Source organism: Ramlibacter algicola, from assembly GCF_016641735.1.
GTDB lineage: Bacteria > Pseudomonadota > Gammaproteobacteria > Burkholderiales > Burkholderiaceae_C > Ramlibacter > Ramlibacter algicola.
Genome location: NZ_JAEDAO010000001.1, coordinates 2,698,713 through 2,715,907 on the forward strand (window position 1 = coordinate 2,698,713; position 17,195 = coordinate 2,715,907).

A 17,195-nucleotide genomic window follows, 5' to 3' on the forward strand; every position below is an offset into this window, starting at 1 on the left:
AGGATTCATGGAACCGAGACTCGACCAAGAAGTGATCAAGACCGCCGCCGCGCACGACGGCCCCATCGAAACCGATGCCGTCATCGTCGGCGCGGGCCCCGTCGGCCTGTTCCAGGTGTTCGAGCTCGGCCTGCTGGAGATCAAGGCGCACGTCATCGACTCGCTGGCCTATCCCGGCGGGCAGCCGATCGAGCTGTACCCGGACAAGCCGATCTATGACATCCCTGCCATCCCCGTCTGCACGGGCAAGGAACTGACCGACGCGCTGCTCAAGCAGATCGAGCCGTTCGGCGCCACCTTCCACCTGGGCCAGACGGTCACCGAGGTGCAGAAGCAGGACGACGGCCGCTTCTTCGTCGCCACCAGCAAGGGAACGCAGTTCCTCGCCAAGACGATCTTCATCGCCGCCGGCGTCGGTGCTTTCGAGCCGCGCACGCTCAAGGTCGACGGCATCGAGAAGTTCGACGGCTCGCAGTTGTTCTACCGCGTGCGCAACCCGGCGGACTTCGCCGGCAAGAACCTGGTGGTCGTCGGCGGCGGCGATTCCGCGCTGGACTGGACGCTCAACTTCGCCGCCGAAGGCCCCAACAAGGCCGAAAGCGTGATCCTCGTGCACCGCCGCGACGGCTTCAAGGCCGCGCCCTCCTCCGTCGCGAAGATGAAGGAACTGTGCGAGCAGTACGAAATGCAGTTCATGGTCGGCCAGGTCACGGCCTTCGACGAGAAGGACGGCCGCATGACGGCGGTGAAGGTCACGGGCGGCGACGGCGTGACGCGCGTCGTGCCGATGGACGCACTGCTGGTGTTCTTCGGCCTGTCGCCCAAGCTCGGCCCGATCGCCGACTGGGGCCTGGACATCGAGCGCAAGCAACTGGTGGTGGACACCGAGAAGTTCTCGACCAGCGTGCCGGGCATCTTCGCGGTGGGCGACATCAACACCTACCCGGGCAAGAAGAAACTGATCCTCTCCGGCTTCCACGAATGCGCGCTCGCGGCCTTCGGCGCGGCGCCGATCATCTTCCCCGAGAAGGGCAAGATCCATCTGCAATACACGACGACGTCGCCGAAGCTGCACAAGGTGCTCGGTGTCGAGACGCCCGTGTTCGATTGACGCGTGCACGAACGTCGAGAAAGCGCCGCAGAACAGGCTATAATCTGAGGCTCTTTCCCCGATAGCTCAGTCGGTAGAGCGCCGGACTGTTAATCCGTAGGTCCCTGGTTCGAGCCCAGGTCGGGGAGCCAAATCAGGCCGCACAGGCCAACGAAACCCCGCTATCCAAAAGGTAGCGGGGTTTTTCTTTCGTGGGCGCGATCACAGACGCGCATCACGCTCGATGCCGCATCGCGGCCTCATCCTTGCTCGCCCACGTATAGTGGGCCTTGGGCCGCGCCCTCCCGCGCCACTCCTTTCGACATCTCCATCTCGGGATCAGTCATGCAATCGACGACGAGCCCGACATCGGGCGAGGGCCTGGACAGCATCGTCCGGCATCTCCAGACCCACGCGGAACCCGCAACCCCTTCCGAACTGCTGGTCGCCACGGCCGAAGGTGCCGAAGTCCTGCTGGAACCTGTCATCCCCTCCCTGCTCGCCACGGTGCGCGCGACGCTCGCCATGGACGTGGTCTTCGTCTCCGAGTTCGTCGGGGGCCGGCGCGTGTTCAAGCACGTGGTGACGGGCGACAAGCCGGTCATCGCCGCCAGCGGCTCCGACCCGCTGGAGACGTCGTGGTGCCAGCGTGTGGTCGACGGGCGCCTGCCGCGCTTCATCCCGGACACCGCGGTGCACTACGAGCGCGGCGACGTTGAGCCACCAGCATTCCCGATCGGCACGCACCTGAGCGTGCCCATCGTCCTCGGTGACGGACAGTGCTTCGGCACGCTGTGCTGCTTCAGCTTCGAGCGCCGCCCCGCGATCCAGGAAGGCGACCTGGCGCTGCTGCACGCCGTCGCACGGTTGCTCGCCGCGGGCGAGGACCGGCGGCGCACGGCATGCGTTCCACGCGAAGCGTCCCCGCCTGCAAGGACGGCCGTTGGCCATGAAGCCGATATCGCTGCCATCTCGGCCATCGAGGCCGTGCCCCGGATGCTGGACGTGGTGTGCCGCTCCACCGGCATGGGCTTCGCCGCGATCGCCCGCGTGACCGAGTCGCGCTGGATCTGCTGCGCGTCGCGCGACCAGATCGGCTTCGGCCTCGGCCCCGGTGGCGAGCTGGTGCTGGAGACCACGATCTGCAATGAGATCCGGCAGCACCACGAGCCGGTGGTCATCGACGACGTGGCGGCCAGTGGTGCCTACCGAACGCACCACACGCCGGCGCAGTACGGCTTCCGCAGCTACATCTCGTTCCCGATCCTGCGCAAGGACGGCTCGTTCTGGGGAACGCTGTGCGCCATCGACCCGCAGCCCGCGCAGCTGGACAACCCGCAGACGCTGGGCATGTTCCGCCTGTTCGCCGACCTGCTCGGATTCCACCTGGAGGCCACGGACCGCCTGCGCGCCAGCGAGGCGGCGCAGCGACTGGAGGCCGACACTTCGCGCCGCCGTGAGCAGTTCGTCGCGGCACTGGGCCACGACATCCGCACGCCGCTGCAGGCCGTCATGGGCGGGCTTGCGGTGCTCGAGCGCGTGCCCGACCGGGTGCCGCAAGTGGCGCCCGTGATGCGGCGCAGCGCCACGCGCATCAGCGCGCTGGTGCAGGACCTGATGGACCTGGCGCGGGGCCAGCTCGGCACGGGCATGCGCGTGGAGCCCATCCTGTGCGCCGACCTGCCCGAGCGGCTGGCGCACGTGGTGGAGGAGCAGCGCACCGCGCGGCCGGACAGCCGCATCGAGTTCGACTGCCGGCTGGACGGTCCGGTGTGGTGCGACCCCGCCCGCATCGAACAGGTAGCATCCAACCTGCTGGCCAACGCCGTCGCGCATGGCACGCCCGGCCAGCCGATCACGGTGACGGCGACGACCGAAGGCGACGAGTTCCATTTCCGTTCGTCGAATGCCGCGCCGCGCATGTCGCCGGCCGACGTCGGCCGCCTCTTCCAGCCCTACTTCCGGCCCGCGGACCGCGATGCCTCCGGCGGGCTGGGCTTGGGCCTCTACATCGTGTCCGAGATCGCCAGGGCGCACCGCGGGACGGCGGCCGCCGCAGCGGAAGAAGGCGCCGTGTCGTTCACGGTTCGCATCCCGCGTTCGCCGGCAGGCGCCGCGCCGGCCGCAGCTTGATCCGACGCCCCATGACGAAGGCCCCGGTGCATGCGCACCGGGGCCTTTCTTCATCCAGCCGGGGGTCAGCCGCCGGTGACGATCAGCTGGTTGTCGACGGACTTGACGCCCTCGACGCTGCGCGCGAGCGCTTCGGCACGCTGGCGCAGGGTGACGCTCTTCACTTCGCCCTTCAGGCGCACGTTGCCCTGGGTGGTGTCGACGTTGACCTTGAGCGCGCTCAGTTCCGGGTCCTTGACGATCGCGGCCTTCACCTTGGTGCCGATGGTGGCGTCGTCGACGGCCTGCCCGGCGGTGCGGGTCGGGCCGCCCGGGGCGCCGGGCATGTTGCTGCAGGCAGCGAGCGAGACGGCCGCCACGAGGGCGAGAAGCAGTTTGGACATGGCGTTCTCCTGTTGTAAACCGGAGAACTATTGGCTGCGCGCCACAGCCGGGCTGTAGGACTGCAGCGCGCCGTGATGCCGCTAGGGGGCGTTTGCAGCGCAACCGTCGACGCACTTGCCGCCGGCGTCGAAGGCCATCATCCTGCCCGACAGCGGAAGGTACACGGGCACCTTCACTGCCTTGATGAACGCTTCGGCCTTGCTGCCCGGGCGCACCTTGCCGCCGCTGGTGCTGGCTTCGTTGGCGTGCGACGCGATGACGGATGCCGGCTGGACCAGTTCGTTGATGACGTAGGCCGCCTCGGCCGGGCCGGTCGTGAAGCCATCGCCGATGTTCATCACGGCGAGCTTGGCGTTGTAGAGGCGGCGCACGACGGCGTCCTGGTCCGCCGTGATGCCGGTGTCGCCCGACAGGTACACGGCCAGGCCGTTGCTGAACTTGAGCACGTAACCCGTGGCCAGGCCGACGTCACCCCAGATGCCGGCGGACTTCATCGCCTTGCCCAGGTCGCCGGGGATGTAGTCCGGATCGAGGCCGTTGCTGTGCATCGCCGTGACCGTGGCGATGCGCACCCCGCCGATGGTGACGCTGCCGCCGAAGCGGGCCAGCACCGAATCGGCCGGATTGCCGCCGAGGGCACGCAGCTTGGCGGCGAAGAACGACGGCATGTCGCTGCCGGTGACGATCTTGGCCTTCTTGGCGAGCGCGATCCTGGTCGCGTTGCCGTCGGGCAGGTCGGACACCGACGCATCCGGCGCGTTGCACTGCCCGGCGCCGATGGCCTTGGTGTGCGCGTTGCCCAGGTGGTCGCCGTGCGTGTGGGTGACGAGCACGATATCGATCTTGCCCAGGCGCGGATCCTCGGCGCCCATGACGGTGCGGCCCGGGTCGTACAGCACGCGGGTGCCGTTGGGATCTTCGAAGACGAGGGCGCGGTCCTGCGCGCAGAACTCGCCGTCGAAGCCGCCGAGCGGCGTGACCTTGACGACTTGCGCGGCGGCGGGAGCGGCCAGCGCGGCGGCCATGCAGGCCAGGGTGGCGAGGCGAATGGAAAGCTTCATCGGGTCTCCTTCGTTGGTATGCCAACCGCGCAGGCGGTGGTGCGGACCATGCCAGCGTGGCATGGCCGAGGCATTCAGGGAAACCCGGCCGTGCTCAGTCCTCGCCCGCTTGCGGGGCGCGCAGCTGCTCGCGCAGCCAGGCCTCACCGCCGAGCTCCTCGAAGCGCGCCTTCTCGGCGGCGTCGAGATGGACGGTGACGGCGGAGCGCTTGGGTGCGCGCTGCGGCTTCGCGCGCGGCGCGGACGGCTTTGGGGCTGCGGGCTTGGGCCCGCCCATCTGGAACATGGCTTCAGCGTACTTCGAGGTCCGCCGGCGCGGCGTCAGCCGGGAGGCCATCCAGGCTCGACGTCGTCGAGCTCACATCCAGCCGGCCAGCGCCCAGAGGAGGAACGAAATGATCGCGAAGAATTGGCACACCGCCCCGATCGGGGTGATCTTCCAACGCTGCTTGTTGAACAGCGCCTCGCGCCAACGGACCTTCCCCGACAGCTCGAGGATGTTGGCCAGGTACAGCGCGGTGAATCCCGCTCCGCAGTCCCAAAGCACGCTCCTGAGCTTTCCAGCGTCCCAGTTGTGGAATGCCATCAGGAACGCGATCAGTCCCATGAAGAGCACGATGACGCGGAACAGGAGTTCCGTGATGGAGCGGCCGTTCATCTCGATCATGACGCTCCTCCTTGGGACTCAAGCGCCCAGGTTTCCGCCCAGCAACGTGTCGAAGTAAGGACTGGTTGGCATCGATTCCACTGGTGCATTGATCGTCTGCGAAATTCCAGTTCCGATGGAGTAGCCGAATCCATAGGCGAGCCCCAATGCGCCCCAACTGCCGGTGTCCGTCAACAGGGCGAAGGTGACGGGCACGAAAATCGGAATTCCGCCGGAGACGCGCTCCACTTCGGCGTGAGCAAGGTCGTGCATGTGTATCCTCGGTTGGTCGACCGGTCAAGCGGCCGGTTTCCGCACTGCCCACGCAGGCAGCAGCTTGATTGGGAAACGCCTCGGAAGGACGCGCATCATCCACACGGAGGTTCAGTTCTCGATGGTCGTCGCAGCATCGAAGGAGCGCGGCGCATGAAGCTCCCCTGGCTCGATCCCGGTGACAACTTCCCCCCCGTCGCGCAGGCGTGGGACGAAGACCAGCCCGCGCCCGGGTTGCTCGCCGCGGGCGGCGCGCTCGACGTGCCGACGCTGGAGCGCGCATACGGTGCGGGCATCTTCCCGTGGTTCAGCGAAGGCCAGCCGATCCTCTGGTGGAGCACCGACCCCCGGATGGTGCTGTTCACCGCCGAGTTCCGTTTGCACCGCTCGCTGCGCAAGACGATGCAGCACTTTGCCACCTCGCCAACCTGCGAGATCCGCGTCGACACGGCGTTCGCGCGCGTGATCCGCTCCTGCGCATCCAGCCCGCGCGACGGCCAGTCGGGCACGTGGATCGTGCCGGACATGGTGCACGCGTACGAGGCGTTCCACGCCGCCGGCCACGCGCACAGCATCGAGACCTGGATCGACGGCGAACTCGCCGGCGGCCTGTACTGCGTGAACCTGGGTCGAGCGGTCTTCGGCGAATCGATGTTCACCCGCCGCACGGACGCTTCCAAGATCGCGCTCGGGGCGCTGGTTGCCTTCTGCCGCGTGCACGGCATCGACGTGATCGACTGCCAGCAGAACACGCGCCATCTCGCCTCGCTCGGCGCGCGGGAAGTGCCGCGCGCGCAATTCGTCGCGGACGTGGCGCGGCGGGTGCGGCTGCCCGCGCCGCAGTGGAAATTCGACCCCGTATACTGGGACGCACTCCTCCCGCCGTCGCAGAAGCCCGCGTGACGCACCTCAAGGACCTTCCGCTCCAGACGCTGCAGTTCTATGCGACGGCGCCCTACCCGTGCAGCTACCTGCCGGGGCGCCAGGCGCGGTCGCAGGTGGCGACGCCCAGCCACCTGATCCACAACGACGCCTACTCGGACCTGGTCACCAGCGGCTTCCGCCGCAGCGGCATGTTCACGTACCGGCCGTACTGCGACGGATGCCGCGCCTGCGTGCCCCTGCGCGTGCTCGCGCCCCAGTTCCGGCCCGACCGCAGCCAGCGCCGCGCCTGGGAGCGGCACAAGGACCTGCAGGCGCGCGTGCTCAAGCTGTGCTTCGTGCCCGAGCACTACCAGCTGTACCTGCGCTACCAGAGCGGCCGCCACGCGGGCGGCGGCATGGACCACGACAGCATCGACCAGTACACGCAGTTCCTGCTGCAAAGCCGGGTGAACTCGCGCCTCGTCGAATTCCGCGAGACGCTGCCCGACGGCTCGGCCGGCGCGCTGCGCATGGTGTCCATCCTCGACGTGCTCGGCGACGGCCTGTCCGCGGTCTACACCTTCTACGAGCCGGACGAGCGCGCCAGCTACGGCACCTACAGCGTCCTGTGGCAGATCGACCAGGCCCGCAAGCTCAAGCTGCCCCACGTCTACCTGGGCTACTGGATCGGCGAGAGCCCGAAGATGAGCTACAAGGCCCGCTTCCGGCCGCACCAGCTGTTGCGCGACGGCACCTGGGTCGAAGGCGATTGACCCCCTGCGCCTTTTCACCACATAAAATCAGGGCGTGCCCGCACGCTCCAATCGCAAGGCCGACAGCGGCCAGCCCGCGACGCCCACCATCCAGGTCATCGAACGCATGTTCGCGCTCATCGACGTGCTCGCCTCGCGCGAGGAGGCGGTGTCGCTGAAGGAGATCAGCGCCCGCACCGGGCTGCACCCTTCCACCACGCACCGCATCCTGAACGACCTCGCCGTCGGCCGCTTCGTCGACCGGCCCGAGGCCGGCAGCTACCGGCTCGGCATGCGCCTGCTGGAACTGGGCAACCTGGTGAAGGCACGCCTGAACGTGCGCGACGCCGCGCTGGCACCTATGCGCGAGCTGCACCGGCAGATCCAGCAGCCCGTCAACCTCTCCGTGCGCCAGGGCGACGAGATCATCTACATCGAGCGCGCGTACAGCGAACGCTCGGGCATGCAGGTCGTACGCGCCATCGGCGGCCGGGCGCCGCTGCACCTGACGTCCACCGGCAAGCTGTTCCTCGCCGCGGACGACGCGCAGCGCGTGCGCGCGTACGCCACGCGCACCGGCCTTCCCGGTCACACGCGCAACAGCATCACGCAATTGCAGGCGCTCGAGCGCGAACTCGCCAAGGCGCGCCAGTACGGCGTCGCCCGCGACAACGAGGAACTGGAACTCGGCGTGCGCTGCATGGCCGCCGGCATCTACGACGACCAGGGCAAGCTGGTCGCGGGCCTGTCGATCTCCGCCCCGGCGGACCGCCTCGACGAGGGGTGGCTGAACAAGCTGGAGACCACGGCCAACGAGATCTCCGCCTCGCTGGGACACAAGCCGCCGCCGCCGCATCGAGCCGCGGCCTGAAAGACGAAAGGCGCCCGAGGGCGCCTTTTTCGTCGTCGTCGCCGGCGATCAGCCGCTGACCTGCCGCACCACCGTCGACGGCACCGTGGCCGCCGGCAGCGTGGCGCCGGCGCTGGCGGGCGCGTTGTTCTCGACCCAGCGGCGCACGCGCTCGGCGTCGGCGATGCGGCTGAGCTTCCCGGCGGAATCCAGGAACACCATGATCAGCTTGCGGCCGGCGACCTTGGCCTGCATCACCAGGCACTGGCCGGCCTCGGAGATGTAGCCGGTCTTCTGCAGGCCGATGTCCCAGTCGGGGTTCTTCACCAGCCGGTTGGTGTTGTTGTACTGGAGCATCCGCTTGCCGACGGCGACGACGGCGCCGGGGGACGTGGAGTACTCGCGCAGCTGCGGCACCTGCGACGCGACGTTGACCAGCGTGGCCAGGTCCTTCGCGCTGGACTGGTTGCGGAACGACAGGCCGGTGGGCTCGACGTACTGCGTGTCCTTCATCCCGAGCTCGCGCGCCTTGGCGTTCATCTTCGCCACGAACACCTGCAGGCCACCGGGGAAGGTGCGGCCCAGTGCGTGCGCCGCGCGGTTCTCGCTGGACATCAGCGCCAGGTGCATCGCTTCGTCGCGGGTGAGAGTGGTGCCCACGCGCAGGCGCGAGCTGCTGCCCTTCTCGGTGTCGACGTCGTCCTGGGTGATGGTGATCACCTCATCCAGCGGCAGGTTGGCTTCGCTGACCACCAGGCCGGTCATCAGCTTGGTGAGCGACGCGATGGGGAGGACGGCTTGTTCGTTCTTGGAGAACAGGATCTCGTGCGTGTCCTGGTCCATCACCAGCGCCACGCTGGAACGCAGCGCGAGTTCGTCCTGCGCCGAGTGCAGGCCGGCCTTCTGGCCGTACGACGGCTTCGCCGCGATGATCGGCGCCCGGCGATGCTTGGCGATGTAGGTCTTGGAGACGCGGGCCTTCTTGGCCACCTTGCGCTGGCCGGCTTCGGCCGCAGTGGGCACGAGCGCGGCGACGATGGCGAAAGCGACTGCGGCATGCAGCATGCGGCGCAGAGTCGGATTCACGGCAGTGGGCAGCGCTGGACGCATTCGGCAACGACTCCTACGGGCCTGGACTGTCGAGCAGTCTAGCCCGGCAGTAAAAGCAACGCAACATCAACGACTTAGGGCGGATTCCTCAGCCGTCGCCGAATTATATGGACACAACCCTAACCTTGTGCAGCCAGCCGCTCAGCTTTACTTTGTAACTTGTTGAGAGCACTCAGATAAGCCTTCGCCGACGCGACCACGATGTCGGGGTCGGCGCCCACCCCGTTGACCACCCGGCCAGCGTTCTGCAACCGGACCGTGACCTCGCCCTGGCTCTCGGTCGAGCCGCTGATGGCGTTGATCGAGAACAACACCATGTCCGCGCCGGACCGCACGTGGCTCTCGATGGCCTTGAAGGTCGCGTCGACCGGACCGTTGCCGTCCGACTCGCAGCGGACCTCGCGCCCGGCTGCGTTGAACACCACGGCCGCATGCGGCCGCTCGCCCGTCTCGCTGCGTTGCGCGAGCGACACCAGCCGATAGGTTTCCCGCTCCTGCGTCACCGACTCGTCGCTGACGAGCGCGAGGATGTCCTCGTCGAAGATCTCGCTCTTGCGGTCGGCCAGCTCCTTGAACTTCGCGAACGCGGCGTTGACCTCGGCTTCACTGTCCAGTTCGACGCCCAGTTCCTGCAGCCGCTGCTTGAACGCGTTGCGGCCCGACAGCTTGCCCAGCACGATCTTGTTGGCGGTCCAGCCCACGTCCTCGGCCCGCATGATCTCGTAGGTGTCGCGCGCCTTCAGCACGCCGTCCTGGTGGATGCCGCTGGCATGGGCGAACGCGTTGGCGCCGACCACCGCCTTGTTGGGCTGCACGACGAAGCCGGTGGTCTGGCTCACCATGCGGCTGGCGGCCACGATGTGCTTCGTGTCGACGTTCACGTCGAGCCCGAAGTAATCCTTGCGCGTACGCACCGCCATGACGATTTCCTCGAGCGAGCAGTTGCCCGCCCGCTCGCCCAACCCGTTGATCGTGCATTCGACCTGGCGCGCGCCGCCGATCTTGACGCCCGCCAGCGAGTTGGCCACCGCCATGCCCAGGTCGTTGTGGCAGTGCACCGACCACACGGCCTTGTCCGAGTTCGGAATGCGGTCGCGCAGCGTGCGGATGAACTCGCCGTACAGCTCGGGGATCGCGTAGCCGACCGTGTCGGGCACGTTGATCGTCGTCGCGCCCTCGGCGATCACGGTCTCCAGCACGCGGCACAGGAAGTCCGCGTCACTGCGGTAGCCGTCCTCGGGCGAGAACTCGACGTCGCCGCACAGGTTGCGCGCGAAGCGCACCGACAGCTTCGCCTGTTCCAGCACCTGCTCCGGCGACATCCGCAGCTTTTTCTCCATGTGCAAGGGCGACGTGGCGATGAAGGTGTGGATGCGCGCGCGCGCCGCATCCTTGAGCGCCTCGGCTGCGCGTGAGATGTCGCGGTCGTTGGCGCGCGAGAGGCCGCAGACGGTGGAGTCCTTGATGGCACGGGCGATGGTCTGCACCGCTTCGAAGTCGCCATTGGAGCTGGCCGGAAAGCCCGCCTCGATGACGTCGACCTTCAGCCGTTCCAGCTGCCGCGCGATGCGCAGCTTCTCGTCGCGGGTCATCGACGCGCCGGGCGATTGCTCGCCATCGCGCAGCGTCGTGTCGAAGATGATCAGCTGGTCGGCCATGGTCGATTCCCCTTACTTCGCCGGTGCGTAGGCGGACGCGTCGCGCGGCACCGCATTCGCGCGCTGCAGGCCCGACAGGATGGCCTTGAGCGAGGCGGCGACGATGTTCGCGTCGCGCCCGACGCCGAACAGCGTGCGCTGGCCGACGCGCAGTTCGATGTATGCGACGGCTTGCGCGTTGGCGCCGGATCCGATGGCGTGCTCGTGGTAGTCCAGCACGCGCACGGTGTCTCCCACTGCAATCGCCAGGGCATCCACGAACGCGTCGATCGGCCCGTTGCCCGTGCCGCCCAGGCGCACCGTGCGCTCGCCGATGCGCACCTCGGCTTCCAGCTGGACACCCTCCCCGCCTTGCGCGACCTGGTGCCTGGGCGTCTCGATCGACGCCAGCCCGTACTCGCGCTCGAACAGGTCGAACAGCTCGCGCGCGGTGAGCTCCTTGCCGCTGGCGTCCATCACGCCCTGCACGACCTGGCTGAACTCGATCTGCAGCCGGCGCGGCAGCTCCAGGCCGAACTCGCTTTCCAGCAGGTACGAGATGCCGCCCTTGCCCGACTGGCTGTTGACGCGGATCACCGCCTCGTAGCTGCGGCCCAGGTCCTTGGGGTCGATCGGCAGGTACGGCATGTCCCAGGTGTCGCCGTCCTTGCGCGCCGAGAACGCCTTCTTGATCGCGTCCTGGTGCGAGCCGGAGAACGAGGTGTAGACCAGGTCGCCCACGTACGGATGGCGCGGGTGCACCGGCAGCTGGTTGCACTGCTCCACGATGCGGCGCGTCTCGTCGATGTCGGAGAAGTCCAGGCCCGGGTGCACGCCCTGCGTGTACATGTTGAGCGCGACGTTCACCAGGTCGAGGTTGCCGGTGCGCTCGCCGTTGCCGAACAGGCAGCCTTCGAGGCGGTCGGCGCCGGCCATGATCGCGAACTCACCGGCGGCGGTGCCGGTGCCGCGGTCGTTGTGCGGATGCACGGACAGCACGATGCCTTCGCGCCGCTCGAGGTGGCGGTGCATCCACTCGATCATGTCCGCGAAGATGTTCGGCGTGGAGTGCTCCACCGTCGACGGCAGGTTGACGATGCACTTGCGCTGCGGCGTCGGTTGCCACACGGCCGTGACTGCATCCACCACCCGCTTGGCGAACGGCAGCTCGGTGCCGGAGAACATCTCGGGCGAGTACTGGAACACCCACTCGGTGTCCGGCTGCTGCGCGGCGAGTTCCTGGAACAGCCGGGCCCGGCTGGCGGCGAGGTCGACGATGCCGTCCTCGTCCAGGCCGAGCACCACCTTGCGCATCACCGGCGCAGTGGCGTTGTACAGGTGAACGATCGCACGGCGGGCGCCACGCAGGGATTCGAACGTGCGGCGGATCAGCGGCTCACGCGCCTGCGTGAGCACCTGGATCGTGACGTCGTCGGGAATCAGGTTCTCTTCGACCAGCTTGCGCACGAAGTCCCACTCGACCTGCGACGCGGACGGGAAGCCGACCTCGATCTCCTTGAAGCCGATCTTCACCAGCGCCTGGAACATGCGCAGCTTGCGCGGGATGTCCATCGGCTCGATCAGCGCCTGGTTGCCGTCACGCAGGTCGACGCTGCACCACACCGGCGGGCGGCTGATCACCGCGTCGGGCCAGCTGCGATCCTTCAGGCCGACCCGGGGGAAGGATCGGTACTTGCTGGCTGGGTTCTGCAACATGGGCATGGTCGTCTTTCGTTCCGGTGGATCCCCCAGCAGCCCCAAAAACAAAACGGCCCGCTGCTGGTGCAAACGGGCCGTCGAGTGAGGTAGAAAACGCGCGCGCTACCGGCTCCGCCCGGAGGGGAGGATTAGCAGTAGGGCCAGCGAGATCTGGTGCATGGTCGAGCGCATGATAGCAGACGGGTCCCGCAACCCGTCAACGGTGCAGGCCGCTCTCCTCGGGTTCTTCCGTGGACGTGCTGATCACGCTGGTCTGCAGGCCCTTGGCCTTGCGCCATGCGTACACCGCATAGCCCGACAGTCCGTAGACGCAGAAGACGCCGAACAGCACCGTCGGCGGGTCGATGTTGATGATGGCGATGCCCAGCGCGATCAGGACGATCACGGCGAAGGGCACGCTCTTCTTCATCGAGATGTCCTTGAAGCTGTAGAACGGCACGTTGGTCACCATGGTCAGCCCCGCGTACAGCGCGAAGCCGAACATGACCCAGCTGACCTCGTAGCCCTTCACGCCCGAGTCGGTCATCAGCCAGATGAAGCCGGTGACCAGCGCGGCCGCGGCCGGCGAAGGCAGGCCCTGGAAGTAGCGCTTGTCGACCACGCCCGTGTTGACGTTGAAGCGCGCCAGGCGCAGCGCCGCGCAGGCGCAGTAGACGAAGGCGGCGATCCAGCCCCAGCGGCCGAGGCCCTTGAGCGCCCACTCGTACGCGATCAGCGCCGGCGCGGCGCCGAACGACACCATGTCCGACAGCGAGTCCATCTGCTCGCCGAACGCGCTCTGCGTGTTGGTCATGCGCGCGACGCGGCCGTCCAGGCTGTCCAGCACCATGGCCACGAAGACGCCGGCGGCGGCAAGGTCGAAGCGCTGGTTCATCGCCATCACGACGGCGAAGAAACCGCCGAACAGCGCCGCCAGCGTGAAGAGGTTGGGCAGGATATAGATGCCCTTGCGGCGCTTGCGCACGACCACGCCCTCGGTGGGCGTGAGGTCCTGGTGGTCGTTGTTGCCGTCGTGCATGGGCTCAAGTGTAAAGGGGGCCGCGAGGGCCCCCTTGTCACTGGCGGTGCGGCGCGGTCAATTCCGCGCCTTGTCCACCAGCTTGTTCGCCTTGATCCAGGGCATCATGGCGCGCAGCTTCTCGCCGACGACCTCGATCTGGTGCTCGGCCATCAGGCGGCGGCGCGACTGCAGCGTCGGCGCGCCGGCGCGGTTCTCCAGGATGAAGCTCTTGGCGTACTCGCCGGTCTGGATGTCGCGCAGCACGCGCTTCATCTCCGCCTTGGTCTCTTCCGTGACGATGCGCGGGCCGGTGACGTACTCGCCGTACTCCGCGTTGTTGGAGATCGAGTAGTTCATGTTCGCGATGCCGCCTTCGTAGATCAGGTCCACGATCAGCTTGAGCTCGTGCAGGCACTCGAAGTACGCCATCTCCGGCGCGTAGCCCGCCTCCACCAGCACCTCGAAGCCGGCCTTGATCAATTCGACGGTGCCGCCGCACAGCACGGCCTGCTCGCCGAACAGGTCGGTCTCGGTCTCCTCGCGGAAGTTGGTCTCGATGATGCCGGCCTTGCCGCCGCCGTTGGCCATCGCGTACGACAGCGCCAGGTCACGGGCCTTGCCGCTCTGGTCCTGGTGCACCGCCACCAGGTGCGGCACGCCGCCGCCTTGCGCGTAGGTGCTGCGCACGGTGTGGCCGGGCGCCTTGGGCGCGACCATCCACACGTCGAGGTCGGCGCGCGGCACGACCTGGCCGTAGTGCACGTTGAAGCCGTGCGCGAACGCCAGCGAAGCGCCCTGCCTGATGTTCGGCTCGACGTCCTTGCGGTACACCTCGGCGATCTGCTCGTCCGGCAGCAGGATCATGACGACGTCGGCCATCTTCACCGCCTCGCCCACGGCCGCGACCTTCAGACCGGCCTTCTCGACCTTCGGCCAGGACGCGCCGCCCGGGCGCAGGCCGACCACGACCTTCACGCCGCTGTCGTTCAGGTTCTGCGCGTGCGCATGGCCCTGCGAGCCGTAGCCGATGATGGCGACGGTCTTGCCCTTGATCAGGCTCAGGTCGCAGTCCTTGTCGTAGAAAACCTTCATTGCTCTCTCCAGTGAATCCGGGGGGTGGGGGTGAATGGGTCAGACGCGCAGCACGCGCTCGCCGCGGCCGATGCCGCTGGCGCCGGTGCGCACGGTCTCGAGGATGGCGGTGCGGTCGATGGCCTCCAGGAACGCGTCGTTCTTGGACTGGTCGCCCGTCAGCTCGATCGTGTAGCTCTTCTCGGTGACGTCGATGATGCGGCCACGGAAGATGTCCGCCATGCGCTTCATCTCCTCGCGTTCCTTGCCGACGGCGCGCACCTTCACCATCATGAGCTCGCGCTCGGTGTAGGCGCCCTCGGTGAGGTCGACGACCTTGACCACCTCGATCAGGCGGTTCAGGTGCTTGGTGATCTGCTCGATGACGTCGTCCGACCCGGTGGTCTGGATCGTCATGCGCGAAAGCGACGCGTCCTCGGTCGGCGCCACGGTGAGCGATTCGATGTTGTAGCCGCGCGCCGAGAACAGGGCGACCACGCGGGACAGTGCGCCGGGTTCGTTTTCCAGCAGCACGGCGATGATGTGTTTCATGCTCGATTCCTCTTTTCGCCGCCCTCCCCCGCGACCGGTAAGCCGCGGGCTTGGCAAGCAATAGATTCGTCTTCGGGTCCGGACCGGAGTCCGGCTTAAAGGTCTTCGCTGCCGAGCAGCATCTCGGTGATGCCCTTGCCGGCCTTGACCATCGGGAACACGTTCTCCGTCGGGTCGGTGCGGAAGTCCATGAACACCGTGCGGTCCTTGAGCTTGCGCGCCTCGCGCAGCGCGGGCTCCACGTCCTGCGGCCGCTCGATCAGCATGCCCACGTGGCCATAGGCCTCGGCGAGCTTCACGAAGTCGGGCAGCGCGTCCATGTAGCTGTGGCTGTAGCGGCCCTCGTAATCGAGTTGCTGCCACTGGCGCACCATGCCCAGGTAGCGGTTGTTCAGCGAGATCACCTTGATCGGCGTCTTGTACTGCAGGCAGGTCGACAGCTCCTGGATGCACATCTGCACCGAGCCTTCGCCGGTGACGCAGTACACCTCGCTGTCCGGCCGCGCGAGCTTGACGCCCATCGCGTACGGGATGCCGACACCCATCGTGCCCAGCCCGCCGGAGTTGATCCAGCGGCGCGGCTCGTCGAACCTGAAGTACTGCGCGGCCCACATCTGGTGCTGGCCGACGTCCGACGTGATGTACGTGTCGACGCCGCGCGTGAGCCTGGCCAGCGTCTCGATCACGTGTTGCGGCTTGATCACCTCGCGGTTGTCGCGGTCGTAGCGCAGGCAGTCGCGGCTGCGCCAGTCCTCGATCGACGTCCACCACGAAGCCATCGCCGACGCATCGGGGCGCGCGCCGGACTCGCGGATCATCGCGATCAGCTCGGCGAGCACTTCCTTGACGTCGCCGACGATCGGGATGTCGACCTTCACCCGCTTGGAGATCGACGACGGGTCGATGTCGATGTGGATGATCTTGCGTTCGTTCTGGGCGAAGTGCTTCGGGTTGCCGATCACGCGGTCGTCGAAGCGCGCGCCGACGGCGAGCAGCACGTCGCAGTTCTGCATCGCGTTGTTCGCTTCCAGCGTGCCGTGCATGCCCAGCATGCCGAGGAACTTGCGGTCGCTGCCGGGGTAGGCGCCCAGGCCCATGAGCGTGTTGGTGCACGGCGCGCCGAGCAGATCCACGAGCGTGCGCAGCTCCTGCGTCGCGTTGCCCAGGATCACGCCGCCGCCGGTGTAGATGTACGGCCGCTTGGCCGCCAGCAGGAGCTGCAGCGCCTTGCGGATCTGCCCGCCGTGGCCCTTGCGCACCGGGTTGTACGAGCGCATCTCCACCTTGTCCGGGTAGCCGGTCCAGGGCGTCTTGTTGAACGACACGTCCTTCGGGATGTCCACGACCACCGGGCCGGGGCGGCCGCTGCGGGCGATGTGGAACGCCTTCTTCAGGACGTCGGCCAGCAGCCGCACGTCCTTGACCAGGAAGTTGTGCTTGACGATCGGGCGCGTGATGCCGACCGTGTCGCACTCCTGGAACGCGTCGAGGCCGATGGCGGCCACCGGCACCTGGCCGGTGATGATCACCATCGGGATGCTGTCCATGTAGGCCGTCGCGATGCCGGTGACTGCGTTGGTCACGCCGGGACCGGAAGTCACGAGCGCGACGCCGACCTCGCCGGTGGCTCGCGCGAAACCGTCGGCCGCGTGGACGGCCGCCTGCTCGTGGCGCACGAGCACGTGCTGGATCGTGTCCTGCTTGTAGAACGCGTCGTAGATGTGGAGGACGGCGCCGCCGGGATAGCCCCAGACGTACTTGACGCCTTCGGCCTGCAGGCACTTGACGAGGACTTCGGCGCCGCGAAGGTCCACGCTGCCGGTGCGCGAGGGCGATGCGGCCGTGGCGGCCGCCGCGGAGGTGAGCTCCGCCTTGCTGATTTCCATCTTCAACCTTTCGAGTTTCGGGAACGAAACACCGTTTGGTGCCCCTTCGAGCGTCCTTGTGGGAGCCTCCGGGACTTAGAACACCGGGCCATGGGCGCGCAGGTCGCTGCGCCGGAACCGGGCTCGTTTGCCTTTATCTGACCGACGCATTATCGCATTGCAGTGCG

17 protein-coding genes and 1 tRNA gene are annotated in these 17,195 nt (G+C 67.5%); 6 read left to right on the top strand and 12 right to left on the bottom strand.

The features are described from left to right. The first annotated feature begins 7 nt into the window (after positions 1–7). The 3 genes from I8E28_RS13075 to I8E28_RS13085 all read left to right on the top strand — a co-directional run bounded on the left by I8E28_RS13075 (position 8) and on the right by I8E28_RS13085 (position 3,223). Complete coding sequence (locus I8E28_RS13075; protein WP_200788491.1) at positions 8–1,111, top strand: NAD(P)/FAD-dependent oxidoreductase; 1,104 nt, start codon at positions 8–10, stop codon at positions 1,109–1,111. Between the two features lie 55 nt (positions 1,112–1,166). Further along, a tRNA-Asn gene (locus I8E28_RS13080) sits at positions 1,167–1,242 on the top strand. 193 nt (positions 1,243–1,435) lie between these two features. Continuing rightward, entirely contained in the window at positions 1,436–3,223 is a 1,788-nt protein-coding gene (locus tag I8E28_RS13085; protein WP_200788492.1) for a sensor histidine kinase, read from the top strand. Between the two features lie 65 nt (positions 3,224–3,288). Here I8E28_RS13085 and I8E28_RS13090 read toward each other — a convergent pair whose 3' ends face one another. From I8E28_RS13090 to I8E28_RS13110, 5 genes are all read right to left on the bottom strand, one after another. Further along, positions 3,289–3,606, bottom strand: coding sequence for a BON domain-containing protein (locus tag I8E28_RS13090; RefSeq protein ID WP_200788493.1), 318 nt, complete (start codon positions 3,604–3,606; stop codon positions 3,289–3,291). Between the two features lie 81 nt (positions 3,607–3,687). Then, the gene (locus tag I8E28_RS13095; RefSeq protein WP_200788494.1) at positions 3,688–4,668 is read right to left on the bottom strand and encodes an MBL fold metallo-hydrolase; all 981 of its coding nucleotides are present in this window, start codon (positions 4,666–4,668) and stop codon (positions 3,688–3,690) included. Between the two features lie 94 nt (positions 4,669–4,762). Further along, the gene (locus I8E28_RS13100) at positions 4,763–4,954 is read right to left on the bottom strand and encodes a hypothetical protein (RefSeq protein WP_200788495.1); all 192 of its coding nucleotides are present in this window, start codon (positions 4,952–4,954) and stop codon (positions 4,763–4,765) included. A 72-nt stretch (positions 4,955–5,026) separates the two neighbouring features. After that, positions 5,027–5,335: a hypothetical protein gene (locus tag I8E28_RS13105; protein ID WP_200788496.1), complete on the bottom strand. Its 309-nt coding sequence runs from the start codon at positions 5,333–5,335 to the stop codon at positions 5,027–5,029. A gap of 18 nt (positions 5,336–5,353) precedes the next feature. Further along, positions 5,354–5,587, bottom strand: a complete 234-nt coding sequence (locus I8E28_RS13110; RefSeq protein ID WP_200788497.1) for a hypothetical protein — start codon at positions 5,585–5,587, stop codon at positions 5,354–5,356. A gap of 153 nt (positions 5,588–5,740) precedes the next feature. On the opposite strand from I8E28_RS13110, the gene aat reads away from it, so the two are divergent. From aat to I8E28_RS13125, 3 genes are all read left to right on the top strand, one after another. Next, positions 5,741–6,490: a leucyl/phenylalanyl-tRNA--protein transferase gene (aat, locus tag I8E28_RS13115; RefSeq protein WP_200788498.1), complete on the top strand. Its 750-nt coding sequence runs from the start codon at positions 5,741–5,743 to the stop codon at positions 6,488–6,490. Continuing rightward, positions 6,487–7,224, top strand: coding sequence for an arginyltransferase (locus I8E28_RS13120; protein WP_200788499.1), 738 nt, complete (start codon positions 6,487–6,489; stop codon positions 7,222–7,224). The genes aat and I8E28_RS13120 overlap by 4 nt, the downstream gene beginning before the upstream one ends. A gap of 106 nt (positions 7,225–7,330) precedes the next feature. Beyond that, positions 7,331–8,074, top strand: a complete 744-nt coding sequence (locus tag I8E28_RS13125) for an IclR family transcriptional regulator (protein ID WP_200790393.1) — start codon at positions 7,331–7,333, stop codon at positions 8,072–8,074. 48 nt (positions 8,075–8,122) lie between these two features. On the opposite strand, the gene I8E28_RS13130 is transcribed toward I8E28_RS13125, so the two are convergent. The 7 genes from I8E28_RS13130 to I8E28_RS13160 form a co-directional block, all read right to left on the bottom strand. After that, complete coding sequence (locus tag I8E28_RS13130) at positions 8,123–9,118, bottom strand: serine hydrolase (protein WP_239027232.1); 996 nt, start codon at positions 9,116–9,118, stop codon at positions 8,123–8,125. Positions 9,119–9,282: 164 nt separating this feature from the next. Further along, the gene (locus I8E28_RS13135) at positions 9,283–10,821 is read right to left on the bottom strand and encodes a 2-isopropylmalate synthase (RefSeq protein WP_200788501.1); all 1,539 of its coding nucleotides are present in this window, start codon (positions 10,819–10,821) and stop codon (positions 9,283–9,285) included. 12 nt (positions 10,822–10,833) lie between these two features. Beyond that, positions 10,834–12,516 (bottom strand): 2-isopropylmalate synthase, encoded by a 1,683-nt coding sequence (gene leuA, locus I8E28_RS13140; RefSeq protein ID WP_200788502.1) that lies wholly within the window; start codon positions 12,514–12,516, stop codon positions 10,834–10,836. A gap of 199 nt (positions 12,517–12,715) precedes the next feature. Then, positions 12,716–13,537 (bottom strand): CDP-diacylglycerol--serine O-phosphatidyltransferase, encoded by an 822-nt coding sequence (pssA, locus tag I8E28_RS13145; protein ID WP_200788503.1) that lies wholly within the window; start codon positions 13,535–13,537, stop codon positions 12,716–12,718. A 57-nt stretch (positions 13,538–13,594) separates the two neighbouring features. Beyond that, positions 13,595–14,611: a ketol-acid reductoisomerase gene (gene ilvC / locus I8E28_RS13150; protein ID WP_200788504.1), complete on the bottom strand. Its 1,017-nt coding sequence runs from the start codon at positions 14,609–14,611 to the stop codon at positions 13,595–13,597. Between the two features lie 39 nt (positions 14,612–14,650). After that, positions 14,651–15,142: an acetolactate synthase small subunit gene (gene ilvN, locus I8E28_RS13155; protein ID WP_200788505.1), complete on the bottom strand. Its 492-nt coding sequence runs from the start codon at positions 15,140–15,142 to the stop codon at positions 14,651–14,653. 95 nt (positions 15,143–15,237) lie between these two features. After that, on the bottom strand, positions 15,238–17,028 hold the full coding sequence (locus I8E28_RS13160) for an acetolactate synthase 3 catalytic subunit (RefSeq protein WP_200788506.1): 1,791 nt from the start codon (positions 17,026–17,028) through the stop codon (positions 15,238–15,240). Positions 17,029–17,195 lie beyond the last annotated feature (167 nt).

Excerpts from the sequence above, each read along its gene's own strand:
- leuA (WP_200788502.1), bottom strand. The coding sequence starts at position 12,516 with ATGTTGCAGAACCCAGCCAGCAAGTACCGATCCTTCCCCCGGGTCGGC.
- I8E28_RS13085 (WP_200788492.1), top strand. The coding sequence starts at position 1,436 with ATGCAATCGACGACGAGCCCGACATCGGGCGAGGGCCTGGACAGCATC.
- I8E28_RS13095 (WP_200788494.1), bottom strand. The coding sequence starts at position 4,668 with ATGAAGCTTTCCATTCGCCTCGCCACCCTGGCCTGCATGGCCGCCGCG.
- I8E28_RS13090 (WP_200788493.1), bottom strand. The coding sequence starts at position 3,606 with ATGTCCAAACTGCTTCTCGCCCTCGTGGCGGCCGTCTCGCTCGCTGCC.
- ilvC (WP_200788504.1), bottom strand. The coding sequence starts at position 14,611 with ATGAAGGTTTTCTACGACAAGGACTGCGACCTGAGCCTGATCAAGGGC.
- aat (WP_200788498.1), top strand. The coding sequence starts at position 5,741 with ATGAAGCTCCCCTGGCTCGATCCCGGTGACAACTTCCCCCCCGTCGCG.
- I8E28_RS13160 (WP_200788506.1), bottom strand. The coding sequence starts at position 17,028 with ATGGAAATCAGCAAGGCGGAGCTCACCTCCGCGGCGGCCGCCACGGCC.
- ilvN (WP_200788505.1), bottom strand. The coding sequence starts at position 15,142 with ATGAAACACATCATCGCCGTGCTGCTGGAAAACGAACCCGGCGCACTG.
- I8E28_RS13125 (WP_200790393.1), top strand. The coding sequence starts at position 7,331 with ATGTTCGCGCTCATCGACGTGCTCGCCTCGCGCGAGGAGGCGGTGTCG.
- I8E28_RS13105 (WP_200788496.1), bottom strand. The coding sequence starts at position 5,335 with ATGATCGAGATGAACGGCCGCTCCATCACGGAACTCCTGTTCCGCGTC.
- pssA (WP_200788503.1), bottom strand. The coding sequence starts at position 13,537 with ATGCACGACGGCAACAACGACCACCAGGACCTCACGCCCACCGAGGGC.
- I8E28_RS13100 (WP_200788495.1), bottom strand. The coding sequence starts at position 4,954 with ATGTTCCAGATGGGCGGGCCCAAGCCCGCAGCCCCAAAGCCGTCCGCG.
- I8E28_RS13075 (WP_200788491.1), top strand. The coding sequence starts at position 8 with ATGGAACCGAGACTCGACCAAGAAGTGATCAAGACCGCCGCCGCGCAC.
- I8E28_RS13130 (WP_239027232.1), bottom strand. The coding sequence starts at position 9,118 with ATGCTGCATGCCGCAGTCGCTTTCGCCATCGTCGCCGCGCTCGTGCCC.
- I8E28_RS13135 (WP_200788501.1), bottom strand. The coding sequence starts at position 10,821 with ATGGCCGACCAGCTGATCATCTTCGACACGACGCTGCGCGATGGCGAG.
- I8E28_RS13110 (WP_200788497.1), bottom strand. The coding sequence starts at position 5,587 with ATGCACGACCTTGCTCACGCCGAAGTGGAGCGCGTCTCCGGCGGAATT.